Annotated in this window: 24 protein-coding genes; 13 read left to right on the forward strand and 11 right to left on the reverse strand. The window is 38.8% G+C overall.

Features of this window, described 5'->3' with window-relative positions; all coding sequences use genetic code 11:
- A complete protein-coding gene (locus ACQY77_RS12085; RefSeq protein ID WP_421941889.1) occupies positions 1-1023 on the forward strand; it encodes a DUF3078 domain-containing protein in 1023 nt (340 codons plus the stop codon).
- Between the two features lie 3 nt (positions 1024-1026).
- On the opposite strand, the gene ACQY77_RS12090 is transcribed toward ACQY77_RS12085, so the two are convergent.
- Positions 1027-1758 carry a siderophore-interacting protein gene (locus tag ACQY77_RS12090; protein WP_421941888.1) on the reverse strand — a complete coding sequence of 244 codons (732 nt, stop codon included), beginning with the start codon at positions 1756-1758 and terminating at the stop codon, positions 1027-1029.
- 96 nt (positions 1759-1854) lie between these two features.
- Between ACQY77_RS12090 and ACQY77_RS12095 the strand changes: the two genes are divergently transcribed.
- Positions 1855-2844: a helix-turn-helix transcriptional regulator gene (locus tag ACQY77_RS12095; protein ID WP_421941887.1), complete on the forward strand. Its 990-nt coding sequence runs from the start codon at positions 1855-1857 to the stop codon at positions 2842-2844.
- A gap of 11 nt (positions 2845-2855) precedes the next feature.
- Here ACQY77_RS12095 and ACQY77_RS12100 read toward each other — a convergent pair whose 3' ends face one another.
- Entirely contained in the window at positions 2856-5276 is a 2421-nt protein-coding gene (locus tag ACQY77_RS12100) for a DUF5916 domain-containing protein (protein ID WP_421941886.1), read from the reverse strand.
- 190 nt (positions 5277-5466) lie between these two features.
- Here ACQY77_RS12100 and ffh point away from each other — a divergent pair, with 190 nt between their 5' ends.
- The 3 genes from ffh (at position 5467) to ACQY77_RS12115 (ending at position 9235) form a co-directional block, all read left to right on the forward strand.
- Positions 5467-6807, forward strand: a complete 1341-nt coding sequence (ffh, locus tag ACQY77_RS12105) for a signal recognition particle protein (protein WP_421941885.1) — start codon at positions 5467-5469, stop codon at positions 6805-6807.
- A gap of 158 nt (positions 6808-6965) precedes the next feature.
- Positions 6966-8504, forward strand: coding sequence for a YifB family Mg chelatase-like AAA ATPase (locus tag ACQY77_RS12110; RefSeq protein ID WP_421941884.1), 1539 nt, complete (start codon positions 6966-6968; stop codon positions 8502-8504).
- Between the two features lie 356 nt (positions 8505-8860).
- Positions 8861-9235: a hypothetical protein gene (locus ACQY77_RS12115; protein ID WP_421941883.1), complete on the forward strand. Its 375-nt coding sequence runs from the start codon at positions 8861-8863 to the stop codon at positions 9233-9235.
- A 34-nt stretch (positions 9236-9269) separates the two neighbouring features.
- On the opposite strand, the gene ACQY77_RS12120 is transcribed toward ACQY77_RS12115, so the two are convergent.
- The gene (locus tag ACQY77_RS12120) at positions 9270-9521 is read right to left on the reverse strand and encodes a hypothetical protein (RefSeq protein ID WP_421941882.1); all 252 of its coding nucleotides are present in this window, start codon (positions 9519-9521) and stop codon (positions 9270-9272) included.
- 136 nt (positions 9522-9657) lie between these two features.
- Between ACQY77_RS12120 and ACQY77_RS12125 the strand changes: the two genes are divergently transcribed.
- The gene (locus tag ACQY77_RS12125; protein ID WP_421941881.1) at positions 9658-11040 is read left to right on the forward strand and encodes an MBL fold metallo-hydrolase RNA specificity domain-containing protein; all 1383 of its coding nucleotides are present in this window, start codon (positions 9658-9660) and stop codon (positions 11038-11040) included.
- A gap of 54 nt (positions 11041-11094) precedes the next feature.
- Here ACQY77_RS12125 and ACQY77_RS12130 read toward each other — a convergent pair whose 3' ends face one another.
- Complete coding sequence (locus tag ACQY77_RS12130) at positions 11095-12342, reverse strand: glutamate-5-semialdehyde dehydrogenase (RefSeq protein WP_421941880.1); 1248 nt, start codon at positions 12340-12342, stop codon at positions 11095-11097.
- 97 nt (positions 12343-12439) lie between these two features.
- Entirely contained in the window at positions 12440-13519 is a 1080-nt protein-coding gene (gene proB / locus ACQY77_RS12135; protein ID WP_421941879.1) for a glutamate 5-kinase, read from the reverse strand.
- A gap of 231 nt (positions 13520-13750) precedes the next feature.
- Here proB and ACQY77_RS12140 point away from each other — a divergent pair, with 231 nt between their 5' ends.
- The 4 genes from ACQY77_RS12140 (at position 13751) to def (ending at position 18393) form a co-directional block, all read left to right on the forward strand.
- Positions 13751-15901 carry a S9 family peptidase gene (locus ACQY77_RS12140; protein ID WP_421941878.1) on the forward strand — a complete coding sequence of 717 codons (2151 nt, stop codon included), beginning with the start codon at positions 13751-13753 and terminating at the stop codon, positions 15899-15901.
- A gap of 11 nt (positions 15902-15912) precedes the next feature.
- The gene (locus ACQY77_RS12145) at positions 15913-16365 is read left to right on the forward strand and encodes a hypothetical protein (protein ID WP_421941877.1); all 453 of its coding nucleotides are present in this window, start codon (positions 15913-15915) and stop codon (positions 16363-16365) included.
- Positions 16366-16447: 82 nt separating this feature from the next.
- Entirely contained in the window at positions 16448-17680 is a 1233-nt protein-coding gene (locus ACQY77_RS12150) for a M16 family metallopeptidase (RefSeq protein WP_421941876.1), read from the forward strand.
- Between the two features lie 152 nt (positions 17681-17832).
- A complete protein-coding gene (gene def, locus ACQY77_RS12155) occupies positions 17833-18393 on the forward strand; it encodes a peptide deformylase (protein WP_421941875.1) in 561 nt (186 codons plus the stop codon).
- 135 nt (positions 18394-18528) lie between these two features.
- Here def and ACQY77_RS12160 read toward each other — a convergent pair whose 3' ends face one another.
- Genes ACQY77_RS12160 through ACQY77_RS12170 form a run of 3 tightly spaced genes read right to left on the reverse strand, consistent with a single transcriptional unit; the run spans position 18529 to position 20575 of the window.
- The gene (locus tag ACQY77_RS12160; RefSeq protein WP_421941874.1) at positions 18529-19167 is read right to left on the reverse strand and encodes a hypothetical protein; all 639 of its coding nucleotides are present in this window, start codon (positions 19165-19167) and stop codon (positions 18529-18531) included.
- A gap of 51 nt (positions 19168-19218) precedes the next feature.
- Positions 19219-19464 carry a NifU family protein gene (locus tag ACQY77_RS12165; RefSeq protein WP_421941873.1) on the reverse strand — a complete coding sequence of 82 codons (246 nt, stop codon included), beginning with the start codon at positions 19462-19464 and terminating at the stop codon, positions 19219-19221.
- A gap of 34 nt (positions 19465-19498) precedes the next feature.
- On the reverse strand, positions 19499-20575 hold the full coding sequence (locus ACQY77_RS12170) for an Mrp/NBP35 family ATP-binding protein (protein ID WP_421941872.1): 1077 nt from the start codon (positions 20573-20575) through the stop codon (positions 19499-19501).
- A 131-nt stretch (positions 20576-20706) separates the two neighbouring features.
- On the opposite strand from ACQY77_RS12170, the gene ACQY77_RS12175 reads away from it, so the two are divergent.
- Genes ACQY77_RS12175 through ACQY77_RS12185 form a run of 3 tightly spaced genes read left to right on the forward strand, consistent with a single transcriptional unit; the run spans position 20707 to position 24154 of the window.
- A complete protein-coding gene (locus ACQY77_RS12175; protein ID WP_421941871.1) occupies positions 20707-22875 on the forward strand; it encodes a transglycosylase domain-containing protein in 2169 nt (722 codons plus the stop codon).
- A gap of 21 nt (positions 22876-22896) precedes the next feature.
- Complete coding sequence (gene hpt, locus ACQY77_RS12180) at positions 22897-23439, forward strand: hypoxanthine phosphoribosyltransferase (protein WP_421941870.1); 543 nt, start codon at positions 22897-22899, stop codon at positions 23437-23439.
- A 55-nt stretch (positions 23440-23494) separates the two neighbouring features.
- The gene (locus tag ACQY77_RS12185; RefSeq protein ID WP_421941869.1) at positions 23495-24154 is read left to right on the forward strand and encodes a phosphatidylserine decarboxylase family protein; all 660 of its coding nucleotides are present in this window, start codon (positions 23495-23497) and stop codon (positions 24152-24154) included.
- Positions 24155-24237: 83 nt separating this feature from the next.
- On the opposite strand, the gene ACQY77_RS12190 is transcribed toward ACQY77_RS12185, so the two are convergent.
- The 3 genes from ACQY77_RS12190 to trmD form a co-directional block, all read right to left on the reverse strand.
- A complete protein-coding gene (locus ACQY77_RS12190) occupies positions 24238-25413 on the reverse strand; it encodes a mechanosensitive ion channel family protein (protein ID WP_421941868.1) in 1176 nt (391 codons plus the stop codon).
- Between the two features lie 88 nt (positions 25414-25501).
- Positions 25502-25849 (reverse strand): 50S ribosomal protein L19, encoded by a 348-nt coding sequence (gene rplS / locus ACQY77_RS12195; protein ID WP_090879585.1) that lies wholly within the window; start codon positions 25847-25849, stop codon positions 25502-25504.
- A 138-nt stretch (positions 25850-25987) separates the two neighbouring features.
- Positions 25988-26662: a tRNA (guanosine(37)-N1)-methyltransferase TrmD gene (trmD, locus tag ACQY77_RS12200; protein WP_421941867.1), complete on the reverse strand. Its 675-nt coding sequence runs from the start codon at positions 26660-26662 to the stop codon at positions 25988-25990.
- Positions 26663-26721 lie beyond the last annotated feature (59 nt).

Here is a 26721-nt window from a genome sequence, read left to right on the forward strand (position 1 = left end):
ATGAAAAACTGTTTAGCTGCCATAATCATAGTTCTAACTTATTGCTCAACAAAATCACAAGCGCAGGAAATTGATACCCTACCCATCAATACCAAAGGCTTAGAAATTAAGTTAAAACGCAGTCCGCTACCCAGCAGACAGGGCCCTTTAAACTTCGAGCCGGTTAAGCTTAAGCCTTACGTGGTGAATGCCAAAGTTAATTATTGGAAAACCAGAACCAATATCGGTATTAACGTTAACCAGGCCCAGTTTAGTAACAACTGGAAAGGTGGTGGTGTAAACTCGATTGCAGTAGGTGGGTTATTGAATTGGAAAGCAGAATACAATAAAAACAGCTACAGCTACGTAACAGAGCTTATTTTGCAATACGGGAAAATCAAGAATAAAGATCAGATTCAAAAGAAAACCAACGACCGCATTTTCTGGGATCACAAAGCTTCTTTTCAATTGTCTAAAAACTGGTTTTTCTTCGGTTCCTTAAACTTCGAGTCTCAATTTGATAACGGTTACTCCTACAAAACCGTAAATGGTGCTGAAGAAGCAACCTTAATTTCAAAATTTATGGGTCCCGGTTATTTAACAGAGTCAATAGGTTTCGAATATAAGCCTGTTAAATACTTCTCTACCCGTATTGGTACAGGTACAGCCCGTCAAACTTTTGTGTTAGACAAAGACCTTTTTAATGACCCCGACCCGAATAAACCACCAAAAGCGAGTGTTTATGGCGTAGAATATGGCAAAAAGGTTAAAAATGAGCTGGCATTCCAGGTGGTAAGTGCATTTGATAAAGACATTTTTACCAACACGAACCTTAAAGCCAGGTACCAGATGTTCATTCCTTACGAAGACTTTGAATGGTCGAGAATTGACCATCGTTTAGATGTTGCTTTAACGGCTAAAATCAATCGTTTTATGAACACCAGCTTAACGGGCGTAATGCTGTTCGATAAAGATACCGGAACAGATAAGGTACAAGCCAGTCAAACACTGGCTCTGGGTTTTGCTTTTACTTTCCCAAGATAGTTTTTAAGCGCCGCCAATTCTTCCCAATTCCCAGTAAGGCATGCTTACAATTTGTTTAAAGCTTACGCCTCTTTGCTTGAGGTATTTTTTAAACTGGCGTACAGATTTTGCCCTGCCTGTGAGGTAAAATGTAGCATCTTTCCACATTTCCCAGCATTTGGGATGCATGTTTTCCATCCAGGTTATAGCGTTTTGGGCAGGGGCATCAACATCTGCTGGTACAGCATCAATTAACAACTTTAACTTAGCTACCGAATCCAGGTTTTCGGCTTTCATCTCTAAAATTCCGAAGTATTCGGCGTCTTCGTCTAATGCCTTTTTCCCCAGCCACTCATACAAACCCATGCTGGTTTCATCTCCAAAGAAGAAATGCTGATTCGAGTCGTTTTGATAGCCTACCTTAGCATGATCTGCTATAAGTTTAAGTTGATCTCCGGTTTGCATGTTAACTGCAAAGTTGTGGCCCGGACCCTGGCTGTTGAGATAAAAAATAATCTGGCAGGTGCTCGCTGCCTGATCAAAATCTGCAAGGGTATAATGCCTGTATTCATTCGCATTTACCCTAAACAACACCTCATTTCCAGGTTCAAAATTAGTACTGCTAAAATCGCCCCTAAGTGTAACAGATTTCACATTGCTACTGAGCATTTTTGTTCCGATAACTTCTACGGTATGTATTTTATTGCTGATGATTTTTTCCATTGTATCCGCCAGCCATGTGGGTAATTTGGGCATAGTATGATATTCTTTAGTAACTTTGGCCAAAAGTAAGGGTCTAATGCTGAGTTCATTTTACATCAAAAGGATTAAAATTTACATGAAAGGGATTTTATGGCACTAAGCATTTACGACGAGTCTAATCAGCGCTATGACGTGGGTAACCACATTACCAGTTTAGAGTTAAACCAGACAATGGTTACCGAAAGAAGGGAAAAATACAGCTTCCCTTTTGGTGATGCAGAACTGGTGCAGATTGCCTTTTCGGGTGTTTTTATTGTTTATGGTGATATGCTGGTAAAAAAGAGTCGCCTGAGAATAAAATCTTTTGATGAGCCGGAGTTGGTAGAACTTCATTTTTCACTTACCGGAGGCGGGATAATGGAGAACTACTTAACACAGAAAAAAGTTGCCATTAAAGCCAATCAGCACAACATTATTTATACCCCGGATTTTGATGGCGTTGCCGAATTCCCAACAGACCAGCAGTGTAAATTTTTTGAGGTACATTTTCAACGTGAAAAATTTATTGACCTAACCAGCGAAAGCAGCGCTTTACTTAAAAAGTTTGCCGAAGATATCATGAGTAACCATGCAGTAGAACTTTCGGCCGAAAATCTGCCCATAAGCCTGTCCATGCACAGCTGCATCAGAGACATTATGAATTGCCATTTTACAGGCAGTTTAAAGCTCTTATTTCTACAATCCAAATGCCTTGAGCTTCTGGCCTTACAAGCACAGGCTTTTGAACTGGCTGCCAAAAAACCAGTAAAAGCCTGCCTCAAATCTGCTTATGATAAGGATAGGGTTTATTATGCCAAAGAATATTTAATAGAACACGCTAACCAGCCACCTTCTTTATCCGCATTGGCAAAAATTGCAGGGATTAACGAATTTAAACTCAAACAGGGTTTCAAAGAAATTTTTCAGAATACTGTTTTTGGCTATCTGAGTGATTATAAACTTATGAAGGCCAAAGAATTATTGGAAGAAAGCGCTTTAGACATTAAACACATTTCTGATGATCTGGGTTATTCTTCAGTACAACATTTTAGTACCGCTTTTAGTAAAAAATTTGGCATCAGTCCAGGCAAAGCGAGGTAATTTTAGTTTACTTAAGCTTTTTTCTTTCGCTTTAAATTCAAATAATCAATATAGTATAAAACCTTTACTGATAAGCTATTATTTTGCGGTGCTGCTAAAATTCCCTGAAGATTTTTGTTGTAGCGCTCGGTATAATAATTATGGCTGGTTTCTGCAGCATCTTTATAAGATAATGATAACTCGCTACCTGGTGCAAACTGCCACACGTAAATCAAATCGATATTAAAAACGTTATAGTTTCTATCCAGTCCGGATAAGGTTGGCCCACTATAATTGGTTAAATCTCCATCTGGTTTTAATACAAAGAACTCTTTATTTCGCCTGTCACTCCAATAATGTCTTAATACAACTGTAACCCCCATTTTATTGGTAAAAGTATATTTGGCGTCAAAAGAGTTTTCTACGGTGCGCCTGTCATAACGGGAAAAAATAGATTGGTTACCTTGTGTAGTTACCCAATTCACATAATTATAATTGGGATTGAAGTTTAAATCCAGGCCAAAGGCCACCTTATCATTCAACCTGAAATTCTGGAACAAATAGAAGTTATATTCCTTCCCTTTAAAAAGCATTTGTTGCCAAAACCGGATGTTCCCGCCAAAATTATAGGCCTTTGCCCGGTTAGGATTCACATATAAAGCTACCCCATAACTTTCCGGCGCTTTATAAACCTGCCCGTTTCTTGCTTCATAGAAATCGTTTCGCTTTGCATTGTAACTTGCATCGAACTCTGCCGACCAAAGATTTTTAAACTGCATCCAGGAACCAATATTTGTGGTGAAACTTTGGTAAGCACCCGGTGTAGCTCTCCGGGAATAAATCATATTAAACCAGTTTTCCCATTGGTTATAAAACTTGCTTGGCTTGTAAATATTATAGCCAAAACCAAGCCGTTGATCGAGGAAGTTATTATTGGTAAAAAAACCCATATCTGATGGATCAAACTGATCATCAGCATATTTCTGCTGATAGTTCCACGTGAAATTACCACTTTGCTTCCCAAATCTGAAAGCATAACTATATCCGGTATGACTTTCTTCTCCGCTCAAATAACTCATTTTTGCCTCCCCATTCACGAAATAAACATTTTTCTTATTGTTTAAGTTGAATAAAAGGGCTGTAACATTGGCATCATATGCACTTCCTTGCCTTAAAACATTGGTATTAATGAAGGTGGCCGAGCTATTGTTCTTTAAAGATTGATCGAAGACCAGAATGTTGTAATTGGTTAAGGGCTGGGTTTCTTCCATTCTCAAATTACCTTGGGCATCTTCAACTTCAGTTCCCATCCCATTGGTTATGGCGTTGAAAATACCGATCCCCAGGCCCCTGGCTGTTCGCCCTGAGATCTTTGTTGCATTTAACACCTTGGCCTCTTTCTGGTCCTTCACAATCGTTTCACCATCCTTAATTCCTGCATAGTCATAATAAGAAGGAATAGATCCAATCCTTTTAGAATAAAAAAGATCTCCTTTATTAAAAAGTTCTGTACCCTCTGTAAAAAACTGCCTGTTTTCATTAAATTTCACCTCAAAAGGAGTGAGGTTAAGAATGCGATTATCCGACTGAACCTGTCCAAAATCAGGCACCAGGGTCATATCCAGGGTAAAACTGTTATTGATTCCATATTTTACATCCATACCACCATTAAACCGGGCAGTAGTATTTTTAATTCCCGGCTGGTTAATGGGATAATGGTTTACGTAGGCAGAAACATATGGCGAAAAGGATAATCTTAAAGGTGGTTTAATATTTTTAACGCCCATCCATAATCCTTCCTGATTGATAAAGCCGCTTACTTTTGGGTCAACAAAATTCCAAAAGGTTTGCGTATTGCTTCTTTGTATTCTTCTGCTAAAATTAAGGCCCCAGTTTTGAACATCTTTACCAGAAAAACGTAAGGCCGAATAAGGAATCTTCATTTCGCAGGTCCAACCTTTATCATCCAGTTTTACCGCGCTCTCCCAAACGGCATTCCAATTGGGATCTTCATCTCCAACCTGAGAATATTTGGCATCAAATTGCACACCCGCAGCTGTAACGAAAAATCCATTCCCATTCATTTTATCATAAAATGGATCTACAATGATTGAAATGAAATCAGCATTCCCGATATTATCCCGGGAAACCAGTTCATGGGATACGCTGTCCGGGTGATCGTACATTCTGGCGTAAACATAAACCGCGATATCATCGTAAACTACTTTCATTTCTGTGCGCCTGTCTTTGGTTTCGACTCTGCCGGGAACAGGCCTGATTTCAAAAAAGTCAGTCGCTAAAGGCACGTTCATCCAACAGGCATCATCCAATAGACCATCTATTTTTGGTGTTTCGGTTATCCGTACAGCAATTAATTGCTTTTGTTTGGCCGGATCCTGTGCATGGCAGAAGGAGTAAATAAATACAAAAATTAAGAATGCGCCGCCTTTCATTTGTTTAGGTTAATAAGCATAAGACCCTAAGCATAGAGATATGTTGCACAACAAGAAAAATATAATCTGTATAAGATTTAAAGTTTTGATTTGAGCAGCAAAGATTTACAATCAAAATTTGATACATTTGCCTTTTATTAAAAACAAGAAGCTTTTTGCAATGGGCAACAGGCTTTTAGCTTAAAAAAAGATGTTTGATAATTTACAGGACAAGCTAGACAGAGCGTTTAAAGTATTAAAAGGACAAGGCAGCATTACGGAAATCAACGTGGCAGAAACCATGAAAGAAATCCGTAAAGCATTATTAGATGCCGATGTTAACTATAAAACAGCCAAATCATTTACTGATGAGGTAAGGCAAAAAGCTTTAGGGCAAAACGTATTAACAGCGGTTTCTCCAGGGCAATTGCTCACAAAAATTATGAACGATGAGCTTGCTGCCCTGATGGGTGGTGAAGTTACTGAGTTAGATACCAAAGCCAACCCAACAGTTATCTTAATTGCAGGTTTAAATGGTGCGGGTAAAACCACTTTTGCAGGTAAATTAGCCCTTCATTTAAAAGGAAAAGGCAAAAAACCTTTATTGGTTGCCGGTGATATGTATCGCCCTGCAGCTGTTGATCAGTTAGAAGTTTTAGGTACTTCTGTAGGCGTTTCGGTATATGCAAACCGCGATTCTAAGGATCCTGTTGGCATTGCATTAGAAGGTATTGCCCACGGTAAACAAAACGGAAATAATGTAATCATTATCGATACCGCCGGTCGTTTAGCCATTGACGAATCTTTAATGAATGAGATTTCTGAGGTTAAGGCGCAAACCAACCCGAACGAGATTTTATTCGTGGTTGATGCCATGACGGGACAAGATGCAGTAAACACAGCCAAAGTATTTAACGATCGTTTAGATTTTACAGGTGTTGTATTAACTAAACTTGATGGTGATACCCGTGGTGGTGCCGCCCTTTCAATTAAGTCAGTAGTTAATAAACCCATTAAGTTTATTGGTACCGGAGAGAAAATGGAAGCACTGGATGTTTTTTATCCAGACCGTATGGCTTCGCGTATTTTGGGAATGGGTGATGTGGTTTCCCTTGTTGAACGTGCTCAAATGCAGTTTGATGAGAAAGAAGCCGCTGAATTACAGAAGAAAATCCGTAAAAACAAGTTTGATTTTAACGACTTCTATAATCAGATCCAACAAATCAAAAAAATGGGTAACATGAAAGATTTGATGGGCATGATTCCGGGAGTGGGCAAAATGATGAAAAACGTTGATGTTCCTGATGATGCTTTTAAATCAATTGAAGCCATTATCAGCTCCATGACGCAATACGAAAAAGAAAATCCGGATGTTATTCAACAAAGCCGTCGTTTGCGTATTGCAAAAGGCTCAGGCACTAAAATCGAAGAGGTTACCAAGTTGCTCAAGCAGTTTGAAGATATGCGTAAAATGATGAAACAATTCTCTAATCCGGCTGCGGCTGCAGCCATGATGAAAGGAATGCCAAAAATGCCTTTTGGAAAGCGCTAGTCCATTCAAAAAATATATAAATCCCGGTCATTTATGATCGGGATTTTTTTTGCACTAAAATAACGGATTTGTCACTTTAATTATACCAAACAATTTCTATATTCGTAAATCAATCTCCCCTAAAAACCAAACATCCCGTTTTATTTTAGCTTAAATTAATGCTTGTAAAAACATACGGGAGTGCCGTTTATGGCGTAAATGCCCTCACCATAACCATTGAGGTTAACATTAGCAAGGGAAACAAATACTTTATGGTGGGCCTGCCTGATAATGCCGTGAAAGAGAGTCTTCAAAGAGTTGAAAGTGCTATTCATGCTGCCGGTTATCGCATGCCCAGACAAAAAATTGTCGTTAATTTTGCGCCAGCAGATATCCGTAAAGAGGGCTCCGCCTACGATCTTCCCATTGCAATATCAGTACTCGCCGCATCTGGTCAGATTCCCTCCGCCGAGTTAGCCAGTTATTTTATTATGGGAGAACTCTCCCTTGATGGCAATATACAACCGATTAAAGGCGCTTTACCCATTGCTATACAAGCCCGGCAGGAGGGTATGAAGGGTTTTATCCTTCCAAAACAAAACGTTAGAGAGGCAGCAATAGTAGAGCAACTGCATGCTTATGGTGTAGAAAACCTGGCTCAGGTAATCTCATTTTTTAACCAAACTGAAACGTTAACACCGGTTAAAGTAAATACACATGAGGAATTCTTAAAAAATATCAGCAACTATGATCACGATTTTGCAGATGTAAAGGGACAGGAAAACATTAAAAGAGCTTTAGAAATAGCTGCTGCAGGTGGACATAATGTAATCCTGATTGGCCCGCCCGGCGCCGGAAAAACAATGTTAGCTAAACGTCTTCCCACCATACTTCCGCCGTTAAATTTAAACGAGGCCCTTGAAACCACTAAGATTCATTCTGTAGCAGGAAAACTTACTGCTGCAGATGCTTTGATGACAGTAAGGCCATACCGGAGCCCACACCATACCATCAGCGATGTAGCACTGGTTGGAGGAGGGGTAAATCCTCAACCTGGTGAAATATCTCTGGCCCATAACGGCGTCCTGTTTTTAGATGAGCTTCCTGAGTTTAAAAGAACAGTATTGGAAGTAATGCGACAACCCCTTGAAGATCGTCAGGTGTCCATATCCAGAGCCAAATTTTCTGTTGAGTATCCAGCCAGCTTTATGCTTGTGGCCTCCATGAACCCCTGCCCATGCGGTTTTTTTAACCATCCGGAAAAAGAATGTGTTTGTGCACCTGGGGTAGTTCAAAAGTACCTCAGTAAGATATCCGGACCACTCCTGGATCGAATTGACTTGCATGTGGAGGTAACTCCGGTAAATTTTACTGAACTGGCTTCGACACAAGATGCAGAAAAAAGTGAATCCATCAGAGAAAGGGTTATTGTTGCCCGGGAAATCCAGGACCTTAGGTTTGCGACGAATAACAACCTGCATTACAATGCACAAATGAACCCCAAAATGGTACGGAAAGTATGTGCCATCGATGAATCTGGTATTGTGCTCTTGAAAACTGCTATGGAAAAATTAGGATTATCGGCAAGGGCATATGACCGGATATTAAAAGTAGCCCGAACGATTGCCGATTTAGCCAACAGTGAGCAAATAGCACTGGAGCATCTAGCAGAGGCCATCAATTACCGAAGCTTAGACCGCTCGGGATGGGCTGGATAATAATCAATATTAAAATAAGTCAGCAAATTCATCATTAAAATTTCGCTTCTATAACCTCAAATATGATTGCTTTTTGGGTCTATTTCTTTGCTTCTTAAATGCACGTTTCATTTAAAAAACACTTTTCGTTTCTTAGCCAAAGAAAATAACATAAATAACTGTATATCAATTAATTAAAATTAACATATTCGTTACAAAGCTTGTGGCTAATGCGAAAAGTTGTGGTTTTTGGCACAACCTTTGTCATTCCCTTGTCACATCAAAACTACCTCTGATGGAAATAAGTCAATTGATTTGTCCGGAAAAACGGTTGACTGAATTTCATCAAAAAATTGAAAAACATAAAAGATAAAGAGATGAAAAAGACAGTTCAAATTTTCAGTATGCTATTAATAGCATTAACAGTTATGGTATCATGTAAAAAAGATACGGATCCTGCAGACAGAGATTTTTTCGTGGGGACTTACAAAGGAACGGTTTCTTACAAAAACAGTGAAACAACCATTAACAGTTCTGATGGGAAAGTGACAGTGAGTAAAGTGGGTGAAACTTACAACTTCTACTTTGGTAGCGGTATTCCGGACATTACAGGTGTAAAATTCGAGCAATCAGGTGATAACACTTATGTGAGTGTTGGAACGGGTGTTACGGGAATTACAATTAATGCCAGTACATTAAAAATGCTAGTAGTACGGGGCGGCGAAACATGGACCGCAGATTGTACCAGATAATTAAAAAAAGGGTTCCGAAATCGGAACCCTTTTTTTAATCCTCTAAATCATCCTCTTCTTCATCAGGCACATATTCGTTAATCGCCTTTCCAATGGCATTAACCTCTTCATCTTCTTCAAAAATCGGAAGCTCGGTTTTATAATCCATTTTTAACCAGATAGATGAAGTATCTTTAATTATTTGGATATATTCTTTACCATTCTTAAAAATGGTGTAAGTATCGTTTCCCTCTGGAAATACGGCATAGGTTTCGTTTCCAACTTCTACATCAAAAGGTTCTTGCATGACAATAAATTTTGGATAAAGATAAAACTATCTTTTTGAAGTAGATATAAAGTTAATCGCTAAAAAATTACTTGCGACTGTTTCAAAATACCGCTAATTGTATTACTTTACGGGGTATTTACCTAACAAATTGAAGATGAAGTTAACGTTTTGGGGTGCGGCACAACAGGTAACCGGAAGTATGCATTTGCTCGAAGTTGGGCATTATAAAATATTAATCGACTGCGGTTTAGATTACGAAAAGGAAACTTACCAGGAAGAGAATCAATTCTTTCCATTTGATCCCGCAACCATTAACCTGGTTATCCTCACCCATGCGCATATCGATCATTCAGGAAACCTGCCAACACTGGTTCGCTCTGGCTTTGATGGCCAGGTGCTCTGTACTCCACCAACAGCAGACTTAACCTCCATTCTTCTTTTTGATTCTGTGGAACTTTTTTTACGTAAGCAGAGCCGTAAACCACGCACTAAACGAGGTCACTTCAACGGACCAAAACCTTTGTATCTCCATAAACATGTGATGGATACCATTGATCGTTTTGTGACCATAGCCTTTAACAAGCCTTTTCAGATTACCGGAGATATTAGTTTAACTTTTGTCCCGGTGGGGCATTTGCTTGGCGCAGCGGCTGCTGTACTCAGCATCAATGATCAGGGCACTGAAAAGAAAATTGCTTTTACCGGAGATATTGGCCGACAAAATTATCCTGTTTTAGTAAACCCTGAGCCTTTACCTCCGGTAGATTATCTGGTCAGTGAGGCAACATATGGCGGAAGATATCACTCCAAAAATGAAACCCTCGAAGAAAGATTAATCAAAGAGATAACCGAGGCTTGCATTAAAACTCCCGGGCGGTTAATTATCCCCGCCTTTAGTATAGGTCGCACGCAGTCCCTCGTTTTTGCACTCAATCAGATTTTCAGTAAAAAGCTTTTACCACCCATTCAAATTTTTGTGGATAGCCCAATGGCTATTCAGGCAACAGATGTATACCGCAAGCACCACAATTTGGTTAATCAGGAAGCTAAAGACTTTTACCAAACCATGGGAGATGAATTTGAGTTTGAGCACCTGGCGTATGTTCAAACCATGAAAGAAAGTAAGGATGTTTCCAACTACTTTGATCCCTGTATCATCATCTCTTCTGCCGGAATGCTAGAAGGCGGTAGAATCCAGGATCATTTATACTATAATATCCAAAATTACTATTGTACCATTCTTTTCATAGGCTACTGCGCAAAAGGAACACTGGGTTACAAACTTTTAAGTGGCGCACCCATTGTGCGGATTAAAGATCGTGAGTTAATGGTTTATGCAACAATCAGGCAAACTGATTTACTTAGCGGTCATGGCGACCACGATGACCTGATCAAAACGATCAGGCAAACTGGACAACCTAAACAGGTTTTTCTTGTTCATGGAGAAGATAAAAGCCTGCAAAGCCTGAGCGCTGCCATACAGGAAGAAGGTTTTAATGCGACAGTTCCCGAAAGAGGAGAAACCTTCGACTTGTAGGAAGCCTGTGATTCTTCGCTACGATACAGATCAATCTTTGAAACGCTATCTAATTTACTTCCTAATCTGCCCATCACCCTGAACTACCCATTTATAGCTGGTTAATTCATCTAAACCCATTGGTCCGCGGGCATGTAGCTTTTGTGTACTGATCCCTATTTCGGCACCAAGCCCAAATTGTGCCCCATCCGTAAACCCTGTGGAGGCATTGGCATAAACCGCCGCAGCATCTACCTGATTTAAAAATTTCGCTATATGATCGGCATCCTCAGAAATAATGGCCTCGCTATGCTTAGAGCTGTAATCTGCAATGTGATTTAAAGCTTCTTCTAAATCACTTACAGTTTTTACAGCTAACTTTAATGATAGAAATTCTGTTCCAAAATGCTCGGGCTTAGCTCGGTTTAACAGCGTAGAAGGATAAGTATGTTTTAAAATTTCGTAACTCTTCTCGTCGGCAAAAAGTTCTACTTGTCCATCCGCCAACGGTGATAAAAGTGCTGGTAAATCCGCTAAACGATTTTGATTGATCAATAAACAATCCAGCGAGTTACAAACACTCACTCTTCTGGTTTTGGCATTGAAAACGATGGCCTTTCCTTTTTCCAGATCCCCCGATTCATCAAAATAAGTATGTACAATTCCTGCTCCCGTTTCTATTACAGGAATTTTGCTTTCTGCCCTTACATAGCTAATTAACGACTGACTTCCCCGTGGAATGAGTACATCAACAAAACCAACTGCATGTAATAAGGCTTCAGTTGCCGCCCTTTCAGCTGGCAATAAGGTTAAAACATCGGGATTAATTTCATGCTTGCTTAATACCGACTGGATTACCTTAGTAATGGCTAAATTTGAAAACTCGGCATCACTTCCGCCTTTTAAAACGGCAACATTCCCGGTTTTAAAGCATAGAGAAAATACATCGGCTGTAACGTTCGGGCGAGCTTCATAAATCACACCAATAACCCCGAGCGGAACCCTGATTTTCTGAATATGCAGTTGATTTTCTAAAGTCTTATCGGAAAGAATTTCACCTAAAGGACTGGTTAAGCCTGCAACGCTTTTAATATCATTTGCAATACCCTGAATACGTTCCTGGCTTAATTTTAATCTATCATATTTAGGATCTTCGATGGGCATTCTGGCCAAATCCTTAAGGTTTTCAGCTAAAATTTCGGCACTGTGAAGCACTAAGGCTTCTGCCAGCTCCTTTAATACTAAATCGGTCTGTTCTTTGCCTATACCGGCCATTGAACGACTTGCTTTTTGTGCTTTCTCGAAGTATGATATATAACTCATTTTATAATTTTCTTTCTACTTTGTATCTCTAACTACTTTAGCCCGCTACCACAGCTTGCATTTCTCTTTATTCCTTATTCGCCCCATCCATGCGACTTTATATTGCTGAATAAAAATAATCGTAGTGTACCAAAGCCTTTTGTTTTTTCTGGCCTATCCGCTCTCTGGCCTTATCCGAACCATATTCTGCTATCCCTAAACCAATAAGGTTGTTTTCTTCATCAACAATTTTTATAATATCGCCCTTTAAAAAATCAGATTCGATTTTGACGATCCCTACCGGCAGTAAGCTGGTTGCCTTTCCAGAAGTTAATACCGCTTTTGCACCCTCATTGAGTTTTACTATTCCCGTAGCTGAATTTTCAGAATGCGCAATCCATTTCTTTTTCCCCGATTTACTCTTTTCGGGTACAAAACGGGTATGCACAATTTGCTGATTCAGCAAGTTGAGTAACACATCATCTGTTGTACCATTTGCAATGTGCACATTAATACCAAGCTTGGCTACCTTATTGGCCATGGTTGATTTAGTTATCATTCCTCCACGACCAAACTGTGATTTACCTGTACTGATAAAATTAGCCAGGTTTGAAACAGAGCCGGAAATTTCCTGAATAACTTCTGATCCCGATGCTTTAGGGTCTCCATTATAAATACCGTTAACGTTTGAAAGAATAATTAAGGCATCAGCATTCAGCATGGAAGCAATTAATCCGGCCAACTCATCATTATCCGTAAACATCAACTCTGTTACCGATACCACATCATTTTCATTTACCACCGGAATTACTTCATTTTGAAGCAGGATTTCCATGCAGTTTTTCATGTTCAGATAATGTGCCCGGTCACGAAAATCCTCCTTAGTAACCAATACCTGGGCACATTGTATCGCATGTGCATTAAAAAAATTAGAATAAGTATTAATCAGTTTAACCTGCCCTATAGCGGCCAATAATTGTCTGGTAGTAACTGCATCTTGTTTTTCAGAAACTTTGATCAAACTCCGGCCAGAAGCAACGGCACCTGAAGAAACTAAAATAACTTCGATTCCTTGTTTTTTAATTTCAGCCAATTGATTAACCAGGTGTTGAATTCTTTTCTCATCTGGTAATCCATTTGCCTGTGTAATTACATTGGATCCAACTTTAACAACAATTTTTTTATACCCTAATTTCATTATTATACGCGTATCAGTTTGGTTTTGCAATTTACCACCTTTTGTTCTAAATTGTTAATATTCTGGCCATTCAGCCACTTTTTTACGAAAAACGCAAATTTCAAACCCATTTCTTTAAAATCCATTCTATTTTGATGGTGTAGCATCTGTTTTGATGGAAAATTCCAAGCAAACCTATTGCTGTTTATTGACACAGTTTTTATAAATTGCAATTACCTAAATCCAACTGAGATGAAACGCATTCTCTGTACACTGGTTATTTGTGGCGCAATCAGTGCCTGCAATAACCCCAAAAGAAAAACAATGGAACCTTATAAGTGGCCCAAGGCCAAAGCACCGATAGCCGACATCATCCCTCACCAAAGAGTTATTCATGGCGATACGGTAACAGACAACTATTATTGGATGATAGATTATTTTAAACAAGGGCCAGATAGCACCAAAGTAGTAAACTATCTGAAAGCTGAAAATACCTATCTGGATACAATGATAAAAGGTACAGACCAATTTCAGGCCAACCTTTTTAAAGAAATGAAGGGCAGAATTAAAGAAAAAGACGAGTCTGTGCCTGTTTTTAAAAATGGCTATTTTTATTATTCAAGAACGGAAGATGGTAAACAGTACTTTAAATATTGCCGTAAAAAAGGTAGCCTAAGCGCAGCAGAGGAAATACTTTTAGATATAGACGACTTGGCTAAAGGGCATGCTTATTACAGCGCTACAGGCTTCAGTATCAGCCCTGATAATAAATTACTTGCTTTTGGTGTAGACAAAGTTTCGCGCCGTCAGTATACCATCCATATCAAAAACCTGGAAACCGGAGAAATCTACAAAGATGCAGTCACCAATACAAGCGGCCGGGCAGTTTGGGCAAACGATAATAAGACCTTGTTCTATACGGCCAACAATCCTTCGACGCTCCTAAGCGAAAAAATAAAAAAACATAGCCTGGGCACGGCAAGTACAGCCGATGTTGTGGTCTATAATGAAAAAGATAATACAAATTATATCGGTGTTGGCAAATCTAAAAACGGCAAATATATTTTAATCAGTTCTCAAGGCACATTAACTTCTGAAACCAGAATGATTGATGCCGATCATCCGGAAACTTCGTTTAATGTATTTACAACCCGATCAAAGGATGTACTTTACGATGTAATGCCTGTAGATGATAAATTTCTAATCTTAACCAACTGGAATGCAAAAAATTTCCGCTTAATGGAATGCCCGCTAGATCGAACATCTAAAGAGAACTGGAAAGAGGTTGTTCCACACCGTAAGGATGTATTGCTTGAAAATGCAGAAGAATTTCAGGATTACGTAGTTCTATCTGAAAGAAAAAACGGATTAACGGAACTGCGGGTACTTAAAAAAAATGGTTCCGACTACTATATTAGATTTGATGAACCTGCTTATGACGCAGGAGTAGGCGCTAACCCTGAATATAAAAGCGCAACGCTTCGTTATAGTTATACATCACTCACTACACCTGCTTCTACCTATGATTATAACCTGGAGAAAAAGGAGCAGAAGCTAATGAAGCAACAGGAAGTGCAGGGCGGATATGACCCAAAAGAATATGTAACCGAACGTATTTTCGCTACAGCGAATGATGGTGCAAAAGTTCCTATTGCACTCGTTTACAAAAAAGGATTCAAGAAAAATGGCAACAGCCCTTTGTTACTTTACGGTTACGGATCTTATGGAGCAAACATGGATGTATACTTTTCTTCTGTAAGGTTAAGCTTGTTAAACCGCGGCTTTGTATTTGCAATTGCAAATATCAGAGGAGGGCAGGAGCTGGGCCGGCATTGGTACGAAGATGGTAAGCTGATGAAAAAGAAAAACACTTTCGCCGATTTTATCGCCTGTGGCGAATACCTGATTGATCAAAAATATACCAGTAAAGGACACCTCTATGCCAACGGAGGCAGTGCAGGAGGTCTTTTAATGGGAGCTGTAATTAATATGGCCCCCGATTTATGGAATGGCGTTATTGCCGATGTTCCTTTTGTGGATGTGGTTAATACCATGCTCGATGAAAGTATTCCGCTTACCACCAATGAATTTGATGAGTGGGGCAATCCTAAACAAAAGGCTGCCTATGAGTATATGAAAAGTTATTCTCCATATGAAAATATAGAGAAGAAAGCCTATCCAAATTTATTGGTTACTACAGGTTTGCACGATAGCCAGGTACAGTATTTTGAGCCGGCGAAATGGGTGGCGAAGCTCCGAACCATGAAAACAGACAACAATATACTCCTGCTTAAAACCAACATGGAATTTGGCCATGGTGGCGCATCAGGTCGGTTTGATTACCTCAAAGAGGAAGCGCTGGGCTATGCCTTTTTATTTGCACTGGAAGGCATAAATAAATAACAACAAGAAAGATGAGTACCAAAATAAAAACCACTCAGATTATACATTTTGCACTTTGCACAGCTGTATTTTTATTTGCTACAATCACAATTCTAATCAACCGCGAGGAAATGATTTTTACTGCCGATTTTCAGGAAACAGCTCCTTTTAATCCGGTTTTTCCAATCCTGTCAATCGCATCAATTGTGGCTGGCAACTTTGTTTACAAAAATATGATCGCTAAAATTGACCCCAATGCGAATTTAGACGTAAAATTTCCACTTTACCAAAGTGCATTTTTAGTGTGCTGCGCTTTGTTAGAAGGGATAGCGCTGCTCAACATTGTTGGTTTTTTAATGACCAGAAATGCATTTTTCTTGATCTTCGCAGGCCTCAATCTCTTTTTTATGATTCGTAAAAAGCCAACAAAAGAAAAATTGATTACTGAACTTAATATTCATTATCCAGAAACAGAAAACCTTTAGAATTATTAATGCAATACTCAAATCTCCAAAATTACAAAGCGAAGAAAATAGACCGTAATTTGTTGTGTATCTTTGCCCGCTAATGGAATATAATGTTCATACACTGCCTAATGGCATTCGCTTGTTACACGTGCCTTCGGCTTCTAACATCTCTCATGCTTGTATCATCATCAACTCAGGCTCAAGAGATGAGGTAGAGGGTAAGGCCGGATTGGCACATTTTATCGAGCACCTTATTTTTAAACGTACTGAAAAAAGAAGCACCAATCAGATTCTAAATCATTTAGAAAGTGTAGGGGCAGACTTAAATGCATATACAACAAAAGAATATACCTGTGTACATGCTTCATTTCTAACACCTTACCTTGAACGGACACTCGATCTTTTTAACGATATCATCTTTCACTCTACTTTTCCGGAAGAAGAGATGGACAAAGAAAAAGGTGTTATCCTGGATGAAATAGCATCATACCTGGATCAGCCTGAAGAAGCCATTAATGATGATTTCGAAGACATGCTGTTTGATGGCCATGCCCTGGGAAATAATATCCTGGGCACAAACGATACTGTAAATAACTTCACTAAAGAAGACATTATCAACTTCAGGAAAGCCAATTACAGAACAAACGAAATCGTAGTCGCGGTTTTAGGGAACTATTCTTTTAAGCGTTTGGTAACTAAAGGGGAGAAGTATTTTGCCGATGTTCCTGAGAATTCACCGATCAGAAAAAGAGAAAAGCCAATCATTCTCCCCGTACAGCATAAAACAGTTTATAAACCGATCATGCAATCGCACTGCATCCTGGGTTCTCAAAGCTATTCAACACACGAATCACAAAAAACAGGCTTAATGCTCCTGAATAATTATTTTGGTGGAAACGGGATGAGCGCTGTACTCAACCTACAGGTGAGAGAAAAGTATGGGATTGCCTATACCATTGAGTCAAATTTTTCACCTTTGAGCGATACGGGTATCTTTTCTATTTATTTTGGAACAGATAAGGAAAAGCAGGAAAAAGCACTTTCTTTAATTTATAAAGAAATCAAAAAGCTAAAAGATCATCCGCTTACCGAATTGCAATTACAAAAAGCCAAAAACAAATTTATTGGACAAATTGCTTTAGGAGAGGAGAACCGCATAGGCTTAATTATTGCCATGGCAAAAAGCCTTGTAGACCATAACAAAATTGATTCGCTTGAAAGAGTTTTTGAAAAGATTAACCAGGTTACACCAACAGAGATTGCCCAAATTGCGGAAGATGTTTTAGATGTTTCTAAACTCAGCACCTTCACATTCTGTCCAATATTGGAATAATTCCTATTTTTGCATTAATTTTTCTGTCATACTGAAACAAAGTATCCGGAAATAATATAAATCAAGGTTTGCTGTCCGTTATATTTAAGGATGTTGAGAACCTCCAAAACACAACTAAAAATTTCAGATAAGTATCTGATAAATAGAATACCATGAAATTACCTATTATAGCTTACGGAGACCCCGTTTTAAAAAAAGTTGGCACAGACATCGATCAGCAATATCCTGAACTTAAACAATTGATCAGCGACATGTTCGATACCATGTACAATGCAAGCGGTGTTGGTTTAGCTGCCCCACAAATTGGCCTGCCCATCCGTTTATTTATTGTTGACACCGGTGAAGATGAAGATGGAACTCCAGGATATAAAAAGGTTTTTATCAATGCTCAGATATTAGAAGAAACAGGCGAAGCCTGGGCTTTTAATGAAGGGTGTTTAAGTATTCCGGATATCCGCGAAAACATCATGCGTAAGCCAAATATTAAAATCAAATATTTAGACGAAAACTTTGTTGAACATATTGATGATGTAGACGGCATGCCTGCGCGCGTAATTCAACACGAATATGACCATATTGAAGGCAAATTATTCACCGATAAAGTAAGTGTTTTACGTAAAACCATGCTTAAAAGCAAGCTGGATGCCATTTCTAAGGGAAATATCAGAACAGACTATAAAATGAAGTTCCCAAATAAAAGTAAAAAACGTTAGTATTTTCGAACTGAAACAAATAGGGGAAAATGGATGACCATTTTCCCCTTTATATTTTCATGTGATGTAGGACAAGAGATGCCAGACATTGATAAATTAGAAAGGAGACTGCAGATTACGGCTTCTCCACTCAGACTAATTCTCTACCCGACTCTTATCTCCATCAAAAATTTGTTGCATCAATTTACCCCAGGCAAAAGGGTTCAGCAAAGGATTGGTCTGAACCATATTTTTATTAACCATCCGATCAAAGTTGTAACGGTAATTCTGGCTTCCGATTTCCTGCCCATCACGGGGTAATGTTTGAATTAAACCATTGATAGATGACCTGGAAAGGTTTTTTTTGGCAATGGCCAGATCGTCATCTGCCAATTTCATAGACAAGAACTCACGGGTAAATTCCTCTGTTGTAGCCCATGGAAAAACCCTTACCGAAGGAAGGTTAACCACTTCTGCCTTGAGTTTAACCATAATGGTATACTTACTATCCGGTGTACCTTCAGGAATGATGGTTGAAAATTTCTTGTACCCAATAGCCGTAAAAAGGATGGTATCACCCGGGTTTACTATAAAGGTAAAATACCCCCGGTAATCAGCCGCAACACGCCTGCTCTTGGCAGATAGGTTGGTAATGGTAACGTAAGGTATAACGTTGGTACTATCGATATCTGTAATAATCCCGGAAAATTGGATAAGTTTATCCTGAGCCGGCTTTTGTTGTGCAAAAGCGGTTACCGAAAAAAAAAGCAAAAGAAGGACAACACAATATCTCATTAAACAAAAGTAATTTTAATACTTAAAACTGCTTGTTAAATAGTGTTAAAGCTATTCTTGCTCGGCCATGTTAACCGCAACAACCGAAGTAATTTCTGGAACAGCCTTCATTATTGCCTGTTCAATCCCCGATTTCATGGTCATGAAACTCATCGGACAAGAACCACAGTTACCTAAAAGCTTAAGTTTAACCACTTTATCGTCCGTAATTTCTTCAACAGAAACATTCCCTCCATCAGCGATAAGATATGGTCTGATGGTTTCTAATGCCTGTTCTACTTGCTCTGTCAAATTCATTATATGTGATTTAATTTTTAAAAATAGTAATTTTTTAGCAATTCGCCATTTGTGCGTTGCTGATAGATATTTGCTGAGCAATTTTACTTGCAATATCCCCAAATATAACATCTAAAAGTGGGTTTTGATTTAAAGCCACGGGCTTACCGTTATCTCCGGCCTCTGCGATGCTTTGAATAATCGGAATCTCACCTAAAAACGGCACATTAAAACTTTCTGCTAATTTTCTTCCCCCACCATTTCCAAAAATGTAATACCTATTATCAGGTAGCTCTGCCGGTGTAAAATACGACATGTTTTCAATTACCCCTAAAACTGGAATATTAATCCCTGGCATTCTAAACATGGCTAAACCTTTATGTGTATCGGCCAGCGCAACCTGCTGGGGAGTGGTTACAACCACTGCACCCGAAATCGGGAAGCTTTGAGTAATGGTAATGTGAATATCTCCGGTTCCGGGTGGTAAATCCACAATTAAGTAATCCAGTTCTCCCCAATTCGTATCGTTAAACAATTGCTTTACCGCATTTGAAGCCATTGGCCCCCTCCAGGGAACTGGTTGACCAGGATCAGCAAAAAAGCCCAAAGAAAGAAGCTTAATGCCGTATTTTTCAATTGGTAAAATCTTAGTTTTCCCATCTGCTGTCTCCTCTGCAGATGGTTTCGCATCTACCAGGTCAAACATTGTTGGAACAGAAGGCCCATAAATATCGGCATCAATTAGACCCACCTTAGCTCCATCTTTTGCAAGTACAACAGCCAAATTACTGGCTACTGTAGATTTACCTACACCACCTTTTCCAGATGAAACCAAAATGATGTTTTTGATGTTATCCAGGGAGTTTGAGTGAGTAGGCTGGGTTACTCTTGAAGTAACATTAATCTCTATTTCGGCCTCTGCAAGCACAAAATGCTTAATTGCATTGGTGCATGCATTTTTGAGCATCTCCTTCATGGGACAAGCCGGAGTGGTAAGCTCTAAAGTAAAACTGATATGGTGATCAACGATTTTTAAGTCCTTAATCATGTTTAAAGTAACCAAATCCTTTTTTAAATCCGGATCTTCTACATTTTTAAGCGCTTCTAAAACTTGTTGTGGGCTAATTTGCATTGTATAAATTTAAATTCAAAATTAACAAAACATAGCCATAAATACTTTTATTTAGGCTTTTTAACTGTAATTTTAACACGAAATAAACATTTAATTGTTACGTTTAAGCATTTAACCTTTTTTACCACTATATGCGCATACCAAAAATTAACATCCCTAAAAAATATTTAAAAATCGGAGCCTGGGTTTTAGGTGTTTTTTTTATTGTTGGCCTGGCGCTGGGGGCGGTTGCATATAACAAAAGGGAGGCAATCCTCAAGAAAATGGTTGCCAAAGCCATTGCAAAAGCAGACAAAGATTATGGCCTGGAGGTAAAAATTGGGTCGGCCGGCTTCACAGGCTTAAGCACGGTAAAAATGACCAACATATCGGTGGTTCCAAAAGAGCGTGATACACTTTCAAATATTGGTCAACTTAGCGTAAGTGTACGCCTGTTCCCCTTATTGTTTGGTAATGTTAAACTATCAGAAATTATGCTAAATGATGGTTTTGTAAGCGTCGTACTTAAAGACTCAACTACTAACATTGATTTTTTACTCAAGAGAAAGAAAAAAGACAGCACAGAAACCAAAGGCAAATCCAATTTATCCGAAATTGCCAGCAATATCCTTAATCAGGTATTATATAAAATACCCAATGATATGGATGTGAAAAATATGGTTTTTAAGTTTAACGATCACGATACTGCCAAACTCAGTTTTGCCACCACTGCAACTATAGATGACGGAGATTTAAAATCGACTATCAACGTAAATAATGGTGAAGCTACCTGGCACATTGACGGTTATGTAAATCCCGGCAGCAAACAATTAAGCTTTACCGCCTACGCAGACGGTAAAAAACTCGAACTACCTTACCTGAATAATAAATTACACGCAAAGGTAAGTTTCGATACACTGCAAACAGAACTGAAAAGCGCTGGTTACAGCAGTGGCGATTATAAAATTTCCGGTTCCTGGTCAGTTAAAAACATGTTACTTAATCAGCCAAGAATAGCCAATAATGATATCATTGTACAAAGCGCCAAACTCGAAGCCGATGTATTGGTTGGCGAAAATTATATTGCTCTGGACAGCACTTCAACAGCTTATTTAAAAGATGCAGCAATCCATCCTTACATTAAGTACACCCTGGGTAAACATAAAATTTATGAACTAAAACTAAATGCTGAAGAACAAGATGCCCAAGCTGTTTTAAATGCTTTTCCACAAGGACTTTTTGAATCTTTAGAAGGGTTGAAAGTTCAGGGTAAGGTTAAATATAACCTGAATTTTTACCTGGATACCGCAATTCCAGATAGTGTTAAGTTTAGTTCTACCTTAACTCCGGTGGGCTTTAAGATTACCCAATGGGGAAAAACAAATCTTCAAAAAATTAATAACAGTTTTGTTTATACGCCATACGAATATGGAAAACCGATGCGTGACATTACCATTGGCCCATCAAATCCAAACTTCACACCGCTATCTGCAATTTCCAGCAACTTCAAAAATGCTGTATTAACTGCAGAAGATCCCTCTTTCTTTACCCATAATGGTTTTGTGGAAGAATCCATCCGAAAATCAATTGCAGTTAATTTTAAAGAAAAGAAGTTTAAACGAGGAGGCAGTACCATCAGCATGCAGTTGGTTAAAAATGTTTATTTAAGTCGCCAGAAAACACTTGCCCGCAAAGCTGAAGAAATTTTAATTGTTTGGCTCATCGAACACAATCACCTGGTTAGCAAACAGCGCATGCTGGAAGTTTATTTTAACATTATGGAGTTGGGTCAGAATATATATGGCATTGGTGAGGCCTCTAGATATTATTTTGGTAAACAACCTGCCGATTTAACCATTGGAGATGGCCTCTTCCTGGCCAGCATTGTACCTAAACCAAAGGCTGCCATGTATAAATTTATGGCCAATGGTAGTTTAAAGCCCTTTATGTTCAACTATTTCCGTTTTATGGGGAATATTATGGCCAGGAGAGGACTAACGCCATCAGACACTTCGGGCTATGGATTTTATAATGTGCGCCTGCGAGAAGGTTTACGCCAATATTTAGCTCCTGATACGGCTGTTATTGATACTACTGCTTTCGATGACGACGCTGATGTTCCTCCTGTAATTATGCAGGATGAGAGTAAAAATCTGTTTGACCGAATCTTTGGTGGCCGCTCTAAAAAAGATACGGCCAATAATAAACAAGTTAAACCTGGAGACACAACTACCAAAACCCGGAAACAGCTCAGACAAGAACGCAGAGAGCAACGCAGAAAAGAAAAAGAACTGGAAGAAAGTAAAAAAGCCAATAACTAAGTAAACCATAATCATATAAAAATGCACAAAATACAGGTAGAGGATAAAGAGTTCGAGTTATTTCTAGAGAATGATACTTTAAACAAACGTATCCGCCTGCTTGGTATACAGTTAAATGTAGATTACGAAGGCAAATGTCCGTTATTTATTGGCATTTTAAATGGGAGCTTCCTGTTTATGGCCGATCTTATTAAAGAAGTGAATGTACCTTGCGAGGTGGCTTTTATGCGCGTGGCCTCCTATGCCGGAACAGAAAGTACCGGGAAAGTTAAAGATCTTATTGGTTTGCCCGAAAATCTTGAGGGAAGAGACATCATTATTGTAGAAGATATTGTAGATACTGGCTTAACCCTCGCACATATCTTAAAAACCATTAAAGCAAAAAATCCTGCTTCAGTTAAAGTCAGCTCCCTGCTGGTTAAACCCGCTTGCTTAAAACACGAAATTGAAGGCCTGGATTACGTTGGTTTTGAGATTCCTAATGAATTTGTAGTGGGTTATGGATTAGATTATAACGGCCTTGGCAGGAACCTAACCGACATATACCGCGCTACACAATCATAATTTCTAGATCAGATTAATATATTTTTTGCACCTTTGCTGAATAAATTCTAAAGCAATGACAATACATAAAGAGGGCTATACTACCATTGCCCTAACCATTTTATTAATATTCGTACTGAACGCTGTTGTAGACTATAAATACTACGATATTACCTGGCTTCGCTGGTTTATTTACATTTTTTCTGCGGCACTCTTTATCATTGTTTTACAGTTCTTCCGCAACCCAAGCCGTAGTTTCTCAGCTGGTGAAAACCTGGTTATCTGCCCTGCCGACGGTAAAGTTGTTGTAATTGAAGAAACTACAGAAGGAGAATACTTTAAAGATAAACGTCTTCAGGTATCTATTTTTATGTCGCCGATAAACGTACACATCAATAGAAACCCGATTTCAGGTGTTGTTAAATTCTTTAAATATCATCCGGGAAAATACCTGGCAGCATGGAATCCTAAATCTTCTACCGAAAACGAACGCACCACTACAGTTGTGGAGCATAAGAATGGTCAATCTATCCTTTTCCGCCAAATTGCGGGGGCTTTGGCTCGTCGTATTGTATGGTACGTAAAAGAAGGGGATAAGGTGGTTCAAACAGAACAGTTTGGGTTTATCAAATTTGGATCAAGGGTGGATGTATTTTTACCTATCGGAACCAAAGTAAATGTAGAACTTAACCAAGTAGTTAAAGGTGGCATTACCACTTTAGCCGAACTTTCATAAAACCCAATGAATGATTTTGAATGATAGAATGACAGTGTTACACACCAGTAAACTCACTCATTCTACCATTCCTCTATTCAAAACTAGTCCATCGCATCGTTCCCTACTTCCTTCTCTGCATCATTCGCTACCGATTTATCACTAATCAAACGTTGAGTAGGATAGGCAAAGCCTGATTTATTCCGCCTAACGATATCCATAATCTCGAGATTAATTTCCTGTCTGATAGTTAAAAAAGGATCATTTTCAAGGATTTTAACAAAATAGTTAACTTCTACAATCAAGCCAGAATCCCCGAAGCTCTTAAATGAGGCTGTTCCATCATTGTATGTACCTTCATGCCCATTAATGTAGGTTTCGATCTCTGAAACGATCTTTCTCACATCGTTTGCCGAAGTTTCATATGTTAGCCCAATGGTAAATGCGACTTTTCGTGAATTTCTCAATGAAAGGTTTTCCAGCACACCGTCAATCATTCCCCGATTGGGAATGGTAGCCATTGTTTTTTCGGATGTACGGATACGCGTACTCCTAAAACCAACCTTTTCAATTGTTCCTTCAACCCCATCTACTTTCACTAAATCTCCCACTACAAAAGGCTTGTCTAAAAAGATAGTAAATGAGCCTATAAGGTTTTCAAGGCTTTCTTTAGCGGCCAGCGCAATGGCAATACCGCCAATTCCTAAACCAGTAATCAATGTTAGTACATTAACTTCAAAAACAAAGCCCAGAAGCGTAAAGAATCCAATAAAAATTACAACAGTTTTAAAAAGTTCTTTTAAAAAAGGCACCAACTGGTCGTCAGACCTGTTATCAGTTAACGAGGCTTTATAGAGTAAAACATGACTGATAAAATCGATAATCCTGAGTATAATCCAAAATACCGAAATGATAATCATAAACAAGAAGATGCGGTTGATGCACTCGCCGATGGTTATCGGGATGGATTCTTTTACTTTACCAACAAGTTTACTATAATGAAAAATCGCAACCTCCAATGGGTGGCTTAGCTGACTAATGGATAAGAATAGTGTGCTTAGCAGGATAAAAACTTCTATTGGCCTTACTAAAAGCGCAACAAAAGCATCATTATGTGACTGACTCGAAAAGCGTGCAAAAAGCTTAAACAGCAATTTGCTCAATAACCTGGATACTACACGCTTAAATATTAATCCAAGCAATAATATTCCACCAAAAAGGATGTATGCCTTTATGGTATTTCCCCAAAAAACCTGCTCCAAAAACGCTGTATCTAACATAAAACTCTGCTAATGATATAAAAAAAGGTACAAACAAAAAAACCTCCCTGATGACGAATCGGGGAGGCCAATAATATAATGATTTAAATTATACTCTTTTAGATTTGATACGAGCAGCTTTACCGGTTAAAGCACGTAGGTAGAATAATTTAGCTCTACGAACTTTACCATAGCTATTCACTTCAACTTTCTCAATATTTGGAGAACTGAAAGGGAAGATACGCTCAACACCAACACCATTGCTCATTTTACGAACAGTGAAAGTTTCGTTTGCACCTGCGCTGTTACGTTGTATAACAACACCTTGGTAAATCTGAACACGTTCTTTATTACCCTCGCGAATTTTATAGTGTACGCTCACTGTATCTCCAGACTTGAACGCAGGGAAATCTTTTTTTGCGATGGCCTGCTCTTCAACAAATTTTACTAAATCCATGATTTTAAGCTATTAAATCGATATTTCAACCCGTGAAAATCGGATTGCAATATTAGAGATTTTTTTTGATAAAAAAAAGTCTATTTTAATTTTTTCCACAATCTTTATAAATTCCACATTTAATGTCCTTAAATGCTTCTATTTCAAAAGGTCAGGACGGCGTTTCTGCGTACGCTCCAAAGCTTGTTCATGTCTCCATTCATTTACTTTGGCTTCATGCCCGCTTAATAAGATATCGGGCACTTTGTGGCCGCGCCAATCTGCCGGACGCGTATATACTGGTGCATCCAGTAATTCACCCTGAAAGCTATCAGATAGGGCAGAGGTCTCATCATTGAGTACCCCCGGAATTAATCTGACAACAGCATCGACAACGATTGCCGCAGGAAGCTCACCTCCGCTTAATACATAATCACCTACAGACAATTCTCTGGTTACATAGATATCCCGGATGCGTTGATCTATGCCCTTATAGTGCCCGCAGAGAATGATGATATTCTTTTTAATAGATAATTCATTAGCAATGCTCTGATTAAGCGTAACGCCATCAGGACTCATGAATATAATCTCATCATATTCTCTTTCAGCCTGAAGCTTCTCAATGCAATTGGCAAAAGGCTCAATCATCATCACCATCCCGCTACCTCCTCCATACTGATAATCATCTACACTCTTTTGCTTGTGTGTAGAATAATCTCTCAAATTATGAACAACAATCTCTGCTATTCCTTTCTTTTGCGCACGCTGCAAAATAGAATGGGCAAAAGGACTTTCGAGCAGACCAGGAATAACAGTTATAATATCAAAACGCATGGTGCAAAGTTAAGTCTTTCGTCGGAAGTCTTTCGTCTGAAGTAGAATTTTCTATCCAA

Source organism: Pedobacter sp. (assembly GCF_965279535.1).
Classification (GTDB): Bacteria; Bacteroidota; Bacteroidia; order Sphingobacteriales; family Sphingobacteriaceae; genus Pedobacter.